Source organism: Thermoleptolyngbya oregonensis NK1-22 (assembly GCF_032705245.1).
In the GTDB taxonomy this organism is placed as follows: domain Bacteria; phylum Cyanobacteriota; class Cyanobacteriia; order Elainellales; family Elainellaceae; genus Thermoleptolyngbya; species Thermoleptolyngbya sichuanensis.
In genome coordinates, this window is the sequence record NZ_CP053540.1 from 2,337,436 (window position 1) to 2,352,235 (window position 14,800).

14 protein-coding genes are annotated in these 14,800 nt (G+C 54.8%); 6 read left to right on the forward strand and 8 right to left on the reverse strand.

Annotation, left to right across the window (positions count from 1 at the left end; genetic code table 11):
* Positions 1 to 19 precede the first annotated feature (19 nt).
* Together clpP and HNI00_RS10150 are read right to left on the reverse strand one after the other, a co-directional pair.
* On the reverse strand, positions 20 to 631 hold the full coding sequence (gene clpP / locus HNI00_RS10145) for an ATP-dependent Clp endopeptidase proteolytic subunit ClpP (RefSeq protein ID WP_172354183.1): 612 nt from the start codon (positions 629 to 631) through the stop codon (positions 20 to 22).
* A gap of 120 nt (positions 632 to 751) precedes the next feature.
* Complete coding sequence (locus HNI00_RS10150) at positions 752 to 1,162, reverse strand: hypothetical protein (RefSeq protein WP_316792962.1); 411 nt, start codon at positions 1,160 to 1,162, stop codon at positions 752 to 754.
* Positions 1,163 to 1,555: 393 nt separating this feature from the next.
* On the opposite strand from HNI00_RS10150, the gene psbO reads away from it, so the two are divergent.
* The 3 genes from psbO to HNI00_RS10165 all read left to right on the forward strand — a co-directional run bounded on the left by psbO (position 1,556) and on the right by HNI00_RS10165 (position 6,215).
* On the forward strand, positions 1,556 to 2,386 hold the full coding sequence (psbO, locus tag HNI00_RS10155; protein ID WP_316792964.1) for a photosystem II manganese-stabilizing polypeptide: 831 nt from the start codon (positions 1,556 to 1,558) through the stop codon (positions 2,384 to 2,386).
* 1,081 nt (positions 2,387 to 3,467) lie between these two features.
* Positions 3,468 to 4,274 (forward strand): RNA polymerase sigma factor SigF, encoded by an 807-nt coding sequence (locus HNI00_RS10160; protein WP_297076000.1) that lies wholly within the window; start codon positions 3,468 to 3,470, stop codon positions 4,272 to 4,274.
* 984 nt (positions 4,275 to 5,258) lie between these two features.
* Positions 5,259 to 6,215 carry an RNA polymerase sigma factor, RpoD/SigA family gene (locus HNI00_RS10165; RefSeq protein ID WP_316792967.1) on the forward strand — a complete coding sequence of 319 codons (957 nt, stop codon included), beginning with the start codon at positions 5,259 to 5,261 and terminating at the stop codon, positions 6,213 to 6,215.
* A 101-nt stretch (positions 6,216 to 6,316) separates the two neighbouring features.
* Here the strand turns inward: HNI00_RS10165 and bchD are convergent, their stop codons facing one another.
* From bchD to HNI00_RS10195, 6 genes are all read right to left on the reverse strand, one after another.
* Entirely contained in the window at positions 6,317 to 8,416 is a 2,100-nt protein-coding gene (bchD, locus tag HNI00_RS10170) for a magnesium chelatase ATPase subunit D (RefSeq protein ID WP_316792969.1), read from the reverse strand.
* A gap of 70 nt (positions 8,417 to 8,486) precedes the next feature.
* The gene (gene pip, locus HNI00_RS10175) at positions 8,487 to 9,434 is read right to left on the reverse strand and encodes a prolyl aminopeptidase (protein ID WP_316792971.1); all 948 of its coding nucleotides are present in this window, start codon (positions 9,432 to 9,434) and stop codon (positions 8,487 to 8,489) included.
* 107 nt (positions 9,435 to 9,541) lie between these two features.
* A complete protein-coding gene (locus HNI00_RS10180; protein ID WP_316792973.1) occupies positions 9,542 to 9,826 on the reverse strand; it encodes a hypothetical protein in 285 nt (94 codons plus the stop codon).
* A 172-nt stretch (positions 9,827 to 9,998) separates the two neighbouring features.
* Positions 9,999 to 10,934 (reverse strand): acetyl-CoA carboxylase, carboxyltransferase subunit beta, encoded by a 936-nt coding sequence (gene accD / locus HNI00_RS10185; protein WP_277772326.1) that lies wholly within the window; start codon positions 10,932 to 10,934, stop codon positions 9,999 to 10,001.
* Between the two features lie 269 nt (positions 10,935 to 11,203).
* Positions 11,204 to 11,428: a hypothetical protein gene (locus tag HNI00_RS10190; RefSeq protein WP_156435370.1), complete on the reverse strand. Its 225-nt coding sequence runs from the start codon at positions 11,426 to 11,428 to the stop codon at positions 11,204 to 11,206.
* 239 nt (positions 11,429 to 11,667) lie between these two features.
* On the reverse strand, positions 11,668 to 12,507 hold the full coding sequence (locus tag HNI00_RS10195; RefSeq protein WP_316792977.1) for a prepilin peptidase: 840 nt from the start codon (positions 12,505 to 12,507) through the stop codon (positions 11,668 to 11,670).
* A gap of 431 nt (positions 12,508 to 12,938) precedes the next feature.
* Between HNI00_RS10195 and HNI00_RS10200 the strand changes: the two genes are divergently transcribed.
* The 3 genes from HNI00_RS10200 to hemJ all read left to right on the forward strand — a co-directional run bounded on the left by HNI00_RS10200 (position 12,939) and on the right by hemJ (position 14,600).
* Positions 12,939 to 13,067, forward strand: coding sequence for a hypothetical protein (locus HNI00_RS10200; protein ID WP_316792978.1), 129 nt, complete (start codon positions 12,939 to 12,941; stop codon positions 13,065 to 13,067).
* Between the two features lie 193 nt (positions 13,068 to 13,260).
* Entirely contained in the window at positions 13,261 to 13,485 is a 225-nt protein-coding gene (locus tag HNI00_RS10205; protein WP_277772323.1) for a DUF2811 domain-containing protein, read from the forward strand.
* Positions 13,486 to 14,009: 524 nt separating this feature from the next.
* On the forward strand, positions 14,010 to 14,600 hold the full coding sequence (gene hemJ, locus HNI00_RS10210) for a protoporphyrinogen oxidase HemJ (RefSeq protein WP_316792980.1): 591 nt from the start codon (positions 14,010 to 14,012) through the stop codon (positions 14,598 to 14,600).
* Positions 14,601 to 14,800 lie beyond the last annotated feature (200 nt).

Consider the following 14,800-nt stretch of genomic DNA (forward strand, 5'->3'; position numbering starts at 1 on the left):
ATAAAGCCCCCACAAAGCCCTAATTGGCGCTGACCACCGTCGGGCGGCTGCCGACCGAATGCTTATCGATCACCTGATCAATCAAGCCGTAGTCCATCGCTTCCTTAGCAGACATGAAAAAGTCGCGCTCGGTATCGCGCTCAATGCGCTCTAGGGGCTGTCCTGTGTGCTTTGCCAGCCAGCGGTTGAGATTTTGTTTGTGGTAGAGGATTTCTTTTGCCTGAATCTCGATGTCCGTAGCCTGACCCTGGGCACCGCCGAGGGGTTGGTGAATCATAATCCGCGAGTGCGGCAGGCTCATCCGCTTGCCCTTAGCGCCAGCGCTCAGAAGAAATGCGCCCATGCTGGCGGCTAGCCCAACACAAATCGTGCAAACATCCGGGCGTACATGGTTCATCGTGTCAAAAATGCCCATGCCAGCGGTGACAGAGCCGCCCGGAGAGTTGATGTAGAGGTAGATGTCCTTTTCGGGATCTTCGGCTTCTAGAAACAGCATTTGCGCCACGATCAGGTTGGCAACGTCAGAATCGACAGGCTGGCCTAGAAAAATGATGCGCTCCCGCAGCAGACGCGAATAGATGTCAAAGGCGCGTTCGCCGCGACCCGATTGTTCAATAACGGTAGGAATCATGGAGCCTTTTCCCAAGTAGAACCTTTCTACTCATTTTAAGCCGTGTTTTGAAAGTCGTTGCTGAGGGTTTAAAGCTGGCCGCTCAGACCCGGAAAATCCTGCCCTTGCGATCTTGCTCGTCTATCGGCGCGGAAAGTCTTCTGGGTCAGCGATCGGGTTCAGCGGGTTGGGTGATTCGGTGGGCGGCTCATCTAGCAGGTGTCGCAAGAGCGATCGCAGCTTCATGCGACTGATATAGGGCCAGCCCCCCTCGGCCTCCATATCGCGCAGCAGGGCATAGAGCGAATGGCGATTTTTGGGCAGCGTTTCTTGAAACATCGTGTCGCGGATTTCTTGGTGCAGCTTTTCTAGCAGGCGCAATAGCCGCAACAGCGCAACGCCGTCGCCTTCAGACGCTTTGGCGATTTCCTGCACCTGTTGGGCGATCGCCTCTAGATGGCGCTGAAGTGTCTCCTGAGGCTGGAGCGCTTGCTCCAAACTTGCCAGATCTGGATGAGATGGGCGATCGCCTCCATTATCCTGCTCGTTCATGCCGCTCCACGCTCCACACAACTGAGAAACAACTGCTGAGAAACAACTGCAAAAGAATTTGCGAAAGAATTACAAAAGAACTCTGCAACACCTATGAAACGCTTGTTCCATGCAATTTTCTATACATTTCTACACAATTCACGTCCCTTATCATCTACGCCAAAGCCAGGATTTACTCTAAAGTCTCGCCCTGAAGTCTTACGAAGTCGGTCTGTTCCAGAAACAAGCGCACAAGGTCTTGTAAAATTCAACATTAGAGTATCAGACACAATCTGTTAGATTTGTTCGACTAATCTTGTTCGATCAAACATTCGACCCAACAGACCTACGAATTCATCCACTAGAATTCATCCACCACCAAGCCATATCAAGATTGAGATATCGAGGTTGACCATGAGGTATCGCGCTCTAATTGTCGCGCTGATTGCGCTCTGTATGGGGTTTCTCACTGCCTGTAGCAGCGGCACCCCTACCGCCGCCAGCGGCCCGCTCACCTATGAGCAAATCCGAGGCACTGGTCTAGCTAACAAATGCCCTACCCTTGACACCATCAAGCGGGGTTCCATTCCGATTGACCCCAGTGAGACTTACAAAATCGTCGATCTGTGCCTGGAACCGACCAACTACGCTGTGAAGACAGAGCCAGCAAACAAACGCCAAGAGGCAGAATTTGTGGCTGGCAGACCGTTGACACGCTATACCTCTAGCCTCGACCAGGTGCGAGGCACGCTAAAGGTCAACCCCGATCGTAGCCTCACCTTCATCGAAGAAGAAGGCTTTGATTTCCAGCCCATCACTGTGCTGCTGCCCGGTGGAGAGGAAGTCCCTTTCCTGTTCACCATCAAGGACTTGGTTGCCACAACTCAGCCTGGATTAGACAGCATCTCCGCCTCCACGGACTTCGAGGGCGAGTTTAAGGTGCCCTCCTACCGCACGTCTAACTTCCTCGATCCCAAAGGTCGCGGCCTAACGGCGGGCTACGATAATGCGGTTGCGCTGCCCGCTCAGGCCGACAGCGATGAACTTCAGCGCGAAAATAAAAAGGCGTTTAAGACGGGTCGTGGCAATATCTCCTTCCAGATTGCCAAGATCAATGCCGCAACGGGCGAGATCGCTGGAACTTTCCTAAGTGAGCAGCCTTCAGATACTGACATGGGCGGCAAGGAACCTCTGGATGTTCGTATTCAGGGGCTGTTCTACGCTCGGATTGAACCCGCTGCGTAGTCCTCAAGATCCTTAAGAGTGACTGGCTACAGATTTTAATCCATCAGCCCCTCTAGATTTTGAAACGAAAAGACCTGCTGGCAAGGCGCTGGCGGGTCTTTTCATGTTTGGGCGCAGTTTTTGAGCTAAATTTTGGGGCTAAATTTTGGGGCTAAATTTATGAGGTTTCCATAAAGCTGAACTTTACTAAAACTTTAAGAAGTGCAGTTTGGAATCACGCTTTTGTAAAGTCTGGAGCCAGAGAGAATCACAGTTTTCACACCATGTAATCCTCAAAGTTAGGAGCTAAAAGGTCTACTGGAAACCACCTGTCAGCTCTGTCTAGGACCAGTTAAACGCTGTTTTTGAAGGGCGATCGCCCTCCTTGTCTTAAAGGCGATATCCAGTTCACTGCTCCGCCGAGGGGCGATCGCGCTTAACGCTTTCTCATGATATTGCTCCATAATATTGCAAGCTTTCATCTTAAAATGTAAACTGCTCATCAGTGAATTCCACAGACTCGCGTCTGATTCTTTCCTCCTAATTCATTCATCAAGCCGTCTCAAACTTTTAGAGGATCTATCCCGATCTTCATCTAATGGGGCGATTCAGGTTTTTCGACGCTTCTTTCAGGTTCCGTAAAAATGCCGTTGTAGGCGTTGCCCTAAACCAAATACCTTGAGTTCAGAAATTTTCTGGGGCCTCGTCAAGCGGCAGATTTATTACTATCAAACAACGTTACTGGAGCTTTAGTGATTAGAGTTCGTTGTCAGAAACTTAGGACGGCTGAAACCTCTGACTTCATACGTTAGCTCACTGCTCTAAATTCGCTGCTCCAAATGTTTGCAGGTAGTAACCAGGCTCTAAGCAGCAGATAGGCTCCAGTTAACAAGCAAGAGCGTTTTTGCGCTCACTAGCCTGGTTTCACAACCTGCAAGCGGCTGTTTAAGCCTCTGCTAACCTGCCGAATTTAAGTAAGTCATTGAGTCAAGTAAGCCAGGTAACTTGAGTTTCAACTTCTCAGTTTGATACCCTTGTGCCTTTCGTAGGGATGCATCTAGGTTACGGTCTCTCGGCTAACCCCATCTACCTGAATCTCGTCATGTCTACACCCATTTCTACAGAACTTAAGACCGAAAGTTTACAACTCCTGCGAGATTATCAAACCTCTCCAACTGCCGAAATCCGCAATCAATTGGTGCAACTCAATTTTGGTTTGGTTCGCAAAGAAGCGCATCACTGGGTCAATCAATGCACCGAAAGCTATGATGACCTGCTCCAAGTGGGAAGCCTAGGACTGATCCGTGCTATCGAGCGGTTTGACATGAGCAAAGGTCATGCCTTTAGCTCCTTCGCCATTCCCTACATTCGTGGCGAAATTCAGCACTATCTGCGCGATAAGGGGTCTTCTGTTCGGATTCCTCGTCGCTGGCAGGCGCTTCAGCACCAAGCTGCAACCGTTACGCGCACCCTCCAGGCAGAGCTTCATCGTCCCCCAACCGATGCTGAACTTGCCTCTGCTTTGGGAGTCTCGCTCGACGAGTGGCAAGAAATCAAACTCGCCTACCGCAATCGCCTGCCTCTCAGCCTCGACGCGCCTATGCGTGAAGAAGAAGAGGGCGCGACGCTGGGTGAAATGCTGCCCGATTCGCAATACCGCAGTTTCCAGCTTGCTCAGGAAGACCAGATCCGGCTTCAACAAGCCCTGTATCAGCTTGAAAAGCGAACCCGCGAGGTTTTAGAAGCTGTCTTCCTCTATGACTTGACGCAAAAGGAGACAGCCGAGCGCTTGGGCATTAGCGCGGTTACTGTATCCCGTCGCGTTAAGAAAGGGCTGAAACTCCTGAAAGAGTCGATGCTGGGCGCGGAGCCAGCCAGTCCCTCGCGAGAGATTGGACGCTCTGCTTAGGGTTCAGCATTGCTCGCTGAATTGCTCAGCTTACCTTTCGAGTTCATGGCTTTGTCAGTCCCCGATGCTGCTTCTCAGGATTAAGCAGTGTCGGGGTTTTTGCATTTTTTGATCACATCTTTAGCCAACTTCCTGCTTTCTGTAGAGCAGGAAGCGTGTAAACCGGCCCCTTAGGCACAGGCAGTGATCAACGCAAGTCTTGTAAATTGAGGTATCTCAGTCGGAAGCGCTGCCCGAATGACTGGCTTATGCAGGCGGGAGAGGCTGGTGCAGGTGCATAGCATGATACCCAGAGTCGATAGATTGCTGTGTGCGTCGCATATCCAGTTGTCTAAGCCAGCTTTCTACAGTTCGCGTTTCTACAGTTCGTATTCTGTCAGCGATTAGGACTTGGGCTGAATTATTAAAAAAACGTTACGAACGAGCTACTTGCGGAGGTGACCGATGCTGACTCTGATCACACTGGTTTTGTTGTACAGGATGCATTCATATCGGGAAAATCTCGGTAATGTTGGGTCTAATGTTTCTGGATATGCTCCCAATTCGCTGATATAGGGGCGTGACAGCATCTCTCATAAGTGTTACATTTTTTAATATTCAGATTGAGCAAAGGACTTCTGGGTGGTGAGTATCGGAGCGTATGAAGTGCTTCGTGTTGCCTGTCTCCCAGGCGTGTCTTCCAAAGGTTATTCACCTGATGAGTCTGTGATTAGGTTGCGGGTTCGATGCTGGGTCTGAGGTGCTTTTCTGAGAGGCGATCGCTCTGGTCGGGAGGCGGCATCTGTTGCCAAAGGGTAGCAGCCAAAGCTTAGCCATTGAGTGGTAGCTAAGGGTTCGCAATCAAATAGCAACTGAATAGCAATTGAATAGAGTCGTATCCAGCCCTCAGCGCTCTGGTCTTTGACGTTTTTGATTTCTCTCGGTTGGGTAGTTGCCCGGTAGCTGCCCTGTTTTGTGTTTTTCCAACTCCTCACGTGTCTTGTCATGAAAACGAGTCAAGCCTCCACCGATCTGGTTCGCACTTACCTTCGAGAAATTGGACGGGTTCCTCTGCTGACGCACGAGCAGGAAATTCTGTATGGAAAGCAGGTTCAGCGGCTGAGCCTGTTGCAGGACGTGAAGGCGACGCTGTCGGAGCAGCTTGGGCGATCGCCCAGCCTGGAAGAATGGGCAGATCAGGCCGGCCTGTCGGTCGATGAGCTAGAGCAGGTGGTAGCCGAGGGCGAAAATGCCAAGCGCCGCATGGTAGAGGCCAATCTGCGCCTGGTCGTGTCTGTGGCCAAAAAATATATCAAGCGCAATGTGGATCTGCTGGATCTAATCCAGGAGGGCACAATTGGGATGCAGCGAGGCGTAGAGAAGTTTGACCCAACCAAGGGCTATCGCTTTAGCACCTACGCCTACTGGTGGATTCGGCAGGCAATTACGCGGGCGATCGCCGAGAAGGGGCGCACCATTCGCCTCCCAATTCACATCACCGAAAAGCTAAACAAAATTAAGAAGGCGCAGCGGCAGCTTGCTCAGCAGCTTGGCCGAGCAGCCACTGTTTCGGAACTGGCGACGGAGCTAGATATGTCGGTAAAACAGGTGCGCGAATACCTGGAGCGGGCACGCCAGCCCCTATCGCTGGATTTGCGAGTGGGCGATAACCAGGACACGGAGCTGGGTGAACTGCTGGAAGATACGGGGCCGTCTCCGGAGGACTACGCTGCCAATTCTTCGCTGCGAAACGAGCTTGAGCAACTGATGGCAGAGCTAACGCCGCAACAGCGCGAAGTCTTGTCGCTGCGCTTTGGGCTGGAGGATGGGCGATCGCTCACGCTGGCCAAAATTGGCGATCGCCTGAACATCAGCCGCGAGCGGGTGCGCCAGATCGAGCGGGAAGCCTTGACCAAACTGCGGAAACGCCGGGCCGATATTCGCGAATACCTGGCTAGCTAGCATACTGGCCAGCTAGCATAAACGAGCTTTGGGGTTCGGACTTTGAGGGGGAGTGGTGATTCGCCGCTTCCCCTTTTATTTTTTTATGTTTCTTATGTTCCCTAGCCATTTTTGGCATCGCGCAATGCGCCCATTGTGGCAGCGGCGATCGCCTGGTCGGTGGCCTTGGGCAGGTGATAATATTTGCCACCGGCCTGTTTCGCTAGTTCTTTAGCAAAGCCCGTAGACACAAACTTATTCTCCGTGTCAATCACCAAAAGCTGAATATTTTGCGCCCGAATCTTGGTGGCAATGTCCAGCAGTTCCGCCTTAATGTCCGGTTTTTCTTCGCTGAGGATAGGTTCCCCCAGGGATTTGGCCAGCGGCACGTTGCCTCGTCCATCGGTAATGGCCACGATCACCACCTGGCCGATGTCACCGGAAGAGCGAGCATTTACCCCCACGCGCACCGCCTGCGTGAGCCCATGCGCTAGGGGAGAGCCGCCCCCACAGGGCATCCGCTCCAGTCGTCGCCGCGCCGAGGTGATGGAGCGAGTCGGGGGCAGCAGCACTTCTGCCTGGTCACCCCGAAAGGGAATCAGCGCCACTTGGTCACGGTTCTGGTAGGCCTCTGTCAGTAGCCGCAGAACTGCGCCCTTGGCAGAGTTCATCCGGTTTAGCGCCATTGATCCAGAGGCATCGACCACAAACACAATCAGCGCCCCCGCCTTCCGGGCCAGCCGCTTGGCGCGAATGTCCGACTCTTCCACAAACACCCGCTTGCGAGTCGGCTGAGTCGCTGCTGCTCCCTGCTCGTAGCGCGATCGCCGAGCCTTTTGATAGGGCGCAGCCGAGCGCAACGTCGCGTCCACGGCAATCCGCCGCACCTTGCCCCTGGGCAGCATCGGCTTGATGTAGCGTCCCCGGTCTTCCGAAAAGATCAGACTGCGCGACCCAGACTTGCCGCGTCGATTGGCCATCTGAGCAAAGTACAGCACCGACGGGTCGAGCAGCACGCCCTCTGGGTCAAAGATAAACTCCTCCGGGAGTTCTGGCGGATCTTGAGACTGGTCTTCTTCGTTCTCGTCTTCGTCCTCTTGCTCGTCTTCGTCCTGATCCTGGTCAGACGGCTGCTGATCCTGGGGCGGCGGGGGCGGCGGGGGCGGCTGCGGCGACTCATCTTCGGGCGGCGGCTGGAGATCCAGCGCCCGGGGCACAATCACCAGCTTCACAGCCACGCGCAAATCGTCGGCGCTGACCTCGGTACGCCCTTCCAGCGCTGCGTTTGCCTTGGCTACCCGCACAGCAAACAGTTCCGCCCGATGCCCCTGCACGCCGCCACGCAGCGCTTCCTGAACCAGATACTCAATCTGAGTGCGGGAAATGGTGACATCCTGGAGCCACTCGCGGGCGAGGATGATCTGGGTTTTGAGATTGTCCAGTTCTTCGCGATAGAGCTTGAGAAAATCTTCCGGCGACTGGGCATAGTCTGTAGCCCGCTCTACGGCTGCCACACGCTGGTCTAGCCCCAGGATTTCGTCTGCCGAAAGGGCGATCGCAATTCGGTCGAGCAAATGATTTCGCAGGTCGCCCTCTTCGGGGTTATAAGTGGCAATCAGCAGCGGCTTGCAGGGATGCTGAAAGCTAATGCCTTCGCGCTCAATCTGGTTGCGTCCCTCCGTCAGCGTCGTCAGCAGCAGATTCGCAATCTGGTCATCCAGCAGATTGATTTCGTCCACATACAGCACGCCCCGGTGCGCCTCTGCCAGCAGCCCCGGCTGGAACACGGTTTCCCCCGCCTTGATGGACTGAGCCACATCCACCGAGCCAAGCAGCCGATCTTCCGTCACGCCCAGCGGAATTTGGATAAAGGGAGCCGGGATAACGTGCGTGGGCAAAGAAGAACCCGCATCGGGATCTGCTTCGAAATCCGCTGCTACTTTGACCTCTGCGTATTTTTTCAGCGTGTCATCATCCCAGGCTTCAGGCAGGAGCGGATCGGCATTGCAGCAGGAGCCTTCGATGACTTCGATGGGGGGCAACAGCGCATGAATAGCGCGGGCCATGACGGATTTGGCCGTGCCGCGACGACCCGCAATCACCACGCCACCTAGCCCCGGATCAACGGCGCAGAGCAGCAGGGCCAGCTTAATCGCCTCCTGTCCGACAACGGCGGTAAGGGGAAAACTGAGGGGTTGATCGGTCAACGTGGCGGCAGGCATGGCGAAAATCCAGGCTGGTTCAGGCTTCCAGCATATTCAGCATATCAGGAAGCGGGGCAGGGGGTTGGGGCTAGAGGGCAGAAAAGCGATCGCTCGCCTCCAGCAGCGCTGTCCGAATTCCTGGTTCGTTCATCGAGTGGCCTGCATCTGGCACGAGAATTAGCTCCGCCTCGGGCCAGGCGCGGTGAAGCTCCCAGGCAGACACCGCCGGACACACCACGTCGTAGCGCCCCTGCACAATTACGCCGGGAATGTGGCGAATGCGATCGACGTTTCGCAAGAGCTGGTCGTCTGGTTCAAAAAATCCCTTGTTCACAAAGTAGTGGCACTCAATCCGGGCAAAGGCATCGGCAAACTCCGCCTCTGCAAAGCGCTCCTTCAGGTTGGCATCGGGCAGGAGCTTGCTGGTGCTGGCTTCCCAGACCGACCAAGCACGCGCCGCCTCCAGCCGAATTGCCGGGTCATCGCTGGTCAGCCGTTTGTAGTAGGCGCTGATTAAATCGTGCCGCTCCTCCGGAGGAATCGGCTTCAGGTAGTCTTCCCAGGCATCAGGATAGATGTAGCTGCATCCCTCCTGGTAGAACCACAGCAATTCCTTGCGCCGCAGCATGAAAATGCCCCGCAAAATTAGCCCCTTGCAGCGGTCGGGATGGGTCTGGCTGTAGGCGAGAGAGAGCGTGCTGCCCCAACTGCCGCCAAAGACCACCCAGCGATCGATGCCCAGGTGCGTCCGAATTGTCTCAATGTCACTCACCAAGTCCCAGGTGGTGTTTTCGCGCAGTTCGGCGTGGGGTGTGCTGCGACCACAGCCCCGCTGGTCAAATAGAACCACGCGCCACTTTTCCGGGTCAAAAAACTGGCGATAGCTGGGCGTAATGCCGCCGCCGGGGCCGCCGTGCAAAAAGACAACGGGTTTGCCTTGGGGGTTACCCGCTTCTTCGTAGTAAATGGTGTGCAGGTCAGAAACCTGGAGGGTGCCAGAGGCGTAGGGTTCGATGGGGGGGTAGAGATCCCGCATGGGAGGAGAGAGAAAAAAAAGAGGGAAGAACGAAGAGAGAAAAAAGAAGAAGGAAGAGAGAAAAAAGAAGAGGTGGGGGGGAGGGATGGTGGTGCTAGTCTGTGTCTTTATTTGGGAGTGTGGGGGGCGATGACGGTGGTGACTTGGGAGGTGCGATCGCACACGATCCAGCCCAGGTCTGGGGTCACGTCGGCAGGGTTTTCGGTGACGCGAAAGAAGACTTTGCCGTCGGTGCGGGACTCGATGGCAAAATCGGCGCGATCGGCGTAGAGGACTTTGTAGCCCCGATCTTGCAGGCAATACTTGGCCCAGGCTTTGAGGGAGTGCTTTTGCGGCTCGTAGGGAATCGGAGGCTGGCGAAACACCTCCTGCATTGCGGCGATGAGTTGCATAGGGGCGTAGCAGCAGGATCTCAGTAAAGACAACAGATCCACCATACAAGCTTTTTCCTGTCTGGATGGTGACCGCTTGCAATGACGGCTTGTATGCAGTGTGAAATTATTGAGACTACTGAATTGAAACGACTGAAATTACGCTGAAATTACTATCGAAGTCACAACGAAACTACAACTCGTGGGGAATTTTGAGTGGCAAGGTTTCGGGTACGGTGTCGGGGACGTGAACCGCGTGGGTTGCGGGCTGTGGAGGCTGATGCAGCAGGATGAGTTGGGCCAGGGTCTTTTTCAACTCAGTGCGCGGCACGATGGTGTCTACAAAGCCGTGGTTGAGCAAATATTCCGAGGTTTGAAAGTCGTCGGGGAGCTTTTCGCGGAGGGTCTGCTCGACGACGCGCCGCCCTGCAAAGCCGATAGTGGCCTGGGGTTCCGCCAGGATCAGGTCGCCCAGCATAGCAAAGCTGGCCGTTACGCCGCCCGTGGTGGGATGGGTTAGCACGGGGATGTAGAGCAGGCGGGCTTCTCGATGTCGCTCTAGGGCCCCGGAGATTTTCGCCATTTGCATGAGGCTGAGCATTCCCTCCTGCATCCGTGCGCCGCCAGAGGCGCAGACGATAATCACTGGGAGGCGATCGCGCGTGCCTCGTTCAATCATGCGGGTCAGCTTTTCGCCCACGACAGACCCCATGCTGCCGCCCATAAAGCGAAAGTCCATCACGCCCAGCGCTACGGGCAAATCGTTCAGCCGTCCAACGCCTGTGGCAACCGCATCCCTGAGGCGCGTTTTTTCCTGAGTGTCGCGGATGCGATCGCTGTAGGATTTGCGATCGCGAAAACCCAGCGGATCGGTGGGCGACAGGTGTTCGTCCAGCGGAGTCCAAGTGCCTGGATCGATCAGCTGCTGAATGCGCTCGTCGCTAAAGATGCGGTTGTGATGCTTGCACTCTGGACAGACCATGAGGTTTGCCCGCAGATCTTTGGTATAGGTCAACACGCCGCAGTTGGGGCACTTGCTCCAGAGTCCGTCGGCGATTTCTCGCTCCTGCTGATTCTGGCTGATGGCACCAGCTTTGCGTCGATTTGCAAACCAGTCAAACAGAGACATGAAAAAAACAGGGGATAAAGGGTGGTGTTAAACTTCGCTGGGGCGGCGATTTATGGCATAGCGTCCGTTCTCAGCTAGCCCAGTAAGGTAGCCCTCTGTGTTAAACTTCGCTGGGGCGGCGATTTATGGCATAGATCTGTGGCAAAAGAGAATGGAAAGAGCGGATTGGGGAAGATTCTGTGAAAACGGGAGATTCTGACTAATCTGACTAAAGGGATAAATGGGGAGGCGTTTCTAGTGTGCAAGGAGAGGGCGATCGCCCCTCTGCGCTACTCCGGCTTTACGTCCTCTGCGTCATCGATAGGACTTAGCAGCAGCAGCGCCGTCCACCAGTCTCGCGGGTCAACCTGCACCGCCGCAGGCGTTCCCCCGCCGAAATGCGCCTGAACGCCCTGCGCCACCACCCGCGCCGGAATCTCATGGGCCGCCAGCATTTGCTGCATGAGTTCTGCTTCCAAATAAGTATTGGTGGTTCTCAACGTTGTCCAAGCCACATCCGTAGCGTATGTGATTCAAACTACGATGTTGATTCTATCAGAGGCGGGGGGAGATCAGGGGTTAGGGGTTGGGGGCCGAGCGGTTCTGCGTCCTGTTGCTTTGCCCTGAGATCTTGATTCTGGCTTTTAGATTGGCAATTTTAGATTGCCAGTTTTAGATTCCCAGTTTGAGGGACTCCAAGGCTTCCAGCCATTTCCTCTAGGGCGCTGTTTGGGGAATTAGGGAATTAGGGAATTTATTGAACAATGCCCCAAAAGAACCCCAGGTAGCCGCGAATCAGGCTCTCTCCAAAGAAGACGGCGAGAATCGCGCCAAGTGCCAGAAACGGGCCGAAAGGGATGGGCTGGCGACGGCTGAGCAGGCCAAGGGCGATCGCCCCGCCGCCCACAAACGCCCCCAGCACGCACGCCAGAAACCCCGCCAGCAGGAGCAACTTCCAGCCCAGCCACGCCCCCATCATCGCCGCCAGCTTTGCATCACCGCCGCCCATTGCGGTTTGCCCCAGGGCCACAGAGCCAACAAACGTTATTAGATCCAGCCCCCAGATGCCCAGCACTGCGCCCACTACGCCGCCCATCACCGCTGCGGCGCTGCCCATCAGTCCGCCCTGCCCAGTGGCGACCCCCTGCGACCAGCCCATCGCCGCCTGAAAGACCAACCCCGCCACCAGTCCCGATTGGGTCAGCACGTTGGGCAGGGTGAGCGTATCCAGGTCGATCAGCGCCAGCGCCATCAGCCAGCTCACCAGCGCCCAGTAGCCCACCGCAGGTAGCGGTAGCGCAAAAGACTGAGCCACAGCGACAAACAGCAAGCCTGTAATCAGTTCCACCAGCGGATATCGGGGGGAAATCGACGCTTTGCACGTTCGACACCGGCCACCCAACCACAGCCAGCCCAGCACGGGCACGTTGTCGTAGGGCCGGATGGGGGTGAGGCAAGAGGGGCAGCGAGACGGCGGATGCAGCAGCGACAGCCCCGCCGGAATCCGATACACCACCACGTTGAGAAAGCTGCCGACCGACGCGCCGATGAGGAACACGATCAGTGCCCTCAGTCCTTCAAGAATTAGCTCCATAGACCAAAATTTAGACAGACCAAAATTAGACAAAAATTAGACCAAAGTGACAGAAAGCCCTTGAATCCTAGTCTCTGTAGGCGCTGCAATGTCAAGCTATGGCCAAAAGTCAGGGTGCTTTCCAGCAGTTTGCAATTCTTATCTTTCGGGGCGATTTTCCCCACAGTCTCCACAAGCTTTCCACAGCGATATCGAAGTTTTCCACAGGGGATCGGGCAGTTTTCCACAGGCTTCTACGGTGGCATTGGGGCTAGGGGAATTTTCTGGGGAATTCGCCAAAGGGCGATCGCCCCCTCAGAATCATCAGGTTTTAATGAAGTTATGTAACAAAAACCGACCTCAAATCCGCATTGCGCCGTAAAACTTTTTTAAATCTAAAGCCCTCTGCAACAGTTCTTAAGGTTGACAACCCCACCCCCTCCTAGCGCAAAATGATGCGACCTGCTCAATTAAAGCGCTCCTTGGCAGAGGGGGCCGACTATCACCAGAGTCCGATTTTTCGGTCTGGCGTGTCGCTATCCGCCCTCTGGCGAGAGTTTGCGCTGCTTTTGTGTGCCTGAGCGTCGGGACAAAGCAGCAACTTGCTGCCTCTCCTCACCTCCACCATCAGGTGCGTGCCTTTTCAAAACCTGACCTCATTCTGGCTGGCCCCAGTCAAGCGAGAGGGTTTATCGCGAGAGGGTTTATCGAGTTTGGTTCCTGCGTCCGAGCTTCTGTTTCACCATCCAAAGCTTCATCACTGAGGTTTCCCACATGAACGCAACTGTCAGCATCCTGGCCGAAATTCCTGAAGATTTGCACCTGTCCCTTAAGGGCTACCTGGAAACCCATCCCGATTGGGATCAAGACCGGGTGTTCTGCGCCGCGCTGTCGCTGTTCTTGCTGCAACACGTCAGCAGCAACAGCCCAACCACTGCCCACTGCTATCGGCGGGCGGCACGGGTCTACCTCGACACGCTGTTCAAACATGCCGTTTAAGCCGTTTAACAGGTTTAGGACTTGCACACTGGCGATGAGTTTTCTGGATTTTGGACGATTTCTCGTAGACTGCGCCCGCGAGAAATCCTACAACTGCGTCAGTCCTAAGGTTGTTTAACGGGTTTGGGGGGTGCTGTCTTAGTGATGCAGAGCGATTTAGGCAGCCCCCAAACGGCTGGATGCGATCGCGCCACACCCGACAGAATCTAGCCGTTTATTTCAAAAGCTCCCCGCCCAATCTGCAAACCTTGAGCGGGGAGTTTTTTTGAATCAGCAGACGCACCCGTTCCACAGACAATTGCGCTAGGCAATTGCGCTGAACGGCTACTTGCCTCTGGGACAACGACAAGCGAATGTCACAGGTCAACGCTGCATTGCACCAGCGCTGCGTTAAATAGTAATCAGAAGTAATCAGAATTTTATGCGGCAAATTTCAAGAAATCTAAAGCCAGCCCGCCTTGGCCCCAAGGTGGCTTGATATGATCGGGCTTGCAGGACTTTGACGCTGTGGAAAGAGATTTTAGATGAACTATTTTTGGTTTAAGGCCTTTCATATTGTGGGCATTGTGGCGTGGTTTGCAGGGTTGTTTTACCTGCCGCGCCTATTTGTGTATCACGCTGAGGCGTATGAACAGCCCGAACCCGCCCAGAGCATTCTGAAAAACCAGTATCAGATCATGGAGAAGCGGCTCTACAGCATCATCATGACCCCGGCGATGTTGTTGACCGTCGCGATGGCGATCGCCCTCATCACCACAGAACCCGAAGTCCTCAAGGAACCCTGGCTGCACGCCAAACTCGCCCTTGTGGTTTTGCTCATCGGCTATCACCACTACTGCAAGCGGCTGATGAAAAAACTGGCGGCCGACGAGTGCAAAATGACTAGCCAGCAGTTCCGCTGGTTCAACGAAGTTCCCACGATTCTGTTTATTTTGGTGGTGATGCTGGCGGTGTTTAAGAACAACTTGCCGACGGATATTGCTGCCTATGGCGTGGTGTGTCTGCTGATTGCCTTTGCCGCCGCAATCCAGCTTTACGCCCGCAAGCGACGGCTCGACCGCGAACGCGCCCTCAGTGCAGATCTGTCCGATGCTGGCGTGGGCAGTTCGACCTAGCGCGAGACACAGGCTGCGGGGCCTTGCTCTAAGACATTTTGTTTTAAGACATCTTGCTTTAAGACTAGGACTTACGCGCTTGCGATAAGTTTTCTGGGTTTCGGACGATTTCTCGTGGGCGCAGCCCGCGAGAAATCGTCCAACTACGTAAGTCCTGAAGACAATATGCTCTAGGACATAAAGCGGCTGAGAGGCACTGG

Excerpts from the sequence above, each read along its gene's own strand:
- clpP (WP_172354183.1), bottom strand. The coding sequence starts at position 631 with ATGATTCCTACCGTTATTGAACAATCGGGTCGCGGCGAACGCGCCTTT.
- HNI00_RS10150 (WP_316792962.1), bottom strand. The coding sequence starts at position 1,162 with ATGAACGAGCAGGATAATGGAGGCGATCGCCCATCTCATCCAGATCTG.
- psbO (WP_316792964.1), top strand. The coding sequence starts at position 1,556 with ATGAGGTATCGCGCTCTAATTGTCGCGCTGATTGCGCTCTGTATGGGG.
- HNI00_RS10160 (WP_297076000.1), top strand. The coding sequence starts at position 3,468 with ATGTCTACACCCATTTCTACAGAACTTAAGACCGAAAGTTTACAACTC.
- HNI00_RS10165 (WP_316792967.1), top strand. The coding sequence starts at position 5,259 with ATGAAAACGAGTCAAGCCTCCACCGATCTGGTTCGCACTTACCTTCGA.
- bchD (WP_316792969.1), bottom strand. The coding sequence starts at position 8,416 with ATGCCTGCCGCCACGTTGACCGATCAACCCCTCAGTTTTCCCCTTACC.
- pip (WP_316792971.1), bottom strand. The coding sequence starts at position 9,434 with ATGCGGGATCTCTACCCCCCCATCGAACCCTACGCCTCTGGCACCCTC.
- HNI00_RS10180 (WP_316792973.1), bottom strand. The coding sequence starts at position 9,826 with ATGCAACTCATCGCCGCAATGCAGGAGGTGTTTCGCCAGCCTCCGATT.
- accD (WP_277772326.1), bottom strand. The coding sequence starts at position 10,934 with ATGTCTCTGTTTGACTGGTTTGCAAATCGACGCAAAGCTGGTGCCATC.
- HNI00_RS10195 (WP_316792977.1), bottom strand. The coding sequence starts at position 12,507 with ATGGAGCTAATTCTTGAAGGACTGAGGGCACTGATCGTGTTCCTCATC.
- HNI00_RS10200 (WP_316792978.1), top strand. The coding sequence starts at position 12,939 with ATGATGCGACCTGCTCAATTAAAGCGCTCCTTGGCAGAGGGGGCCGAC.
- HNI00_RS10205 (WP_277772323.1), top strand. The coding sequence starts at position 13,261 with ATGAACGCAACTGTCAGCATCCTGGCCGAAATTCCTGAAGATTTGCAC.
- hemJ (WP_316792980.1), top strand. The coding sequence starts at position 14,010 with ATGAACTATTTTTGGTTTAAGGCCTTTCATATTGTGGGCATTGTGGCG.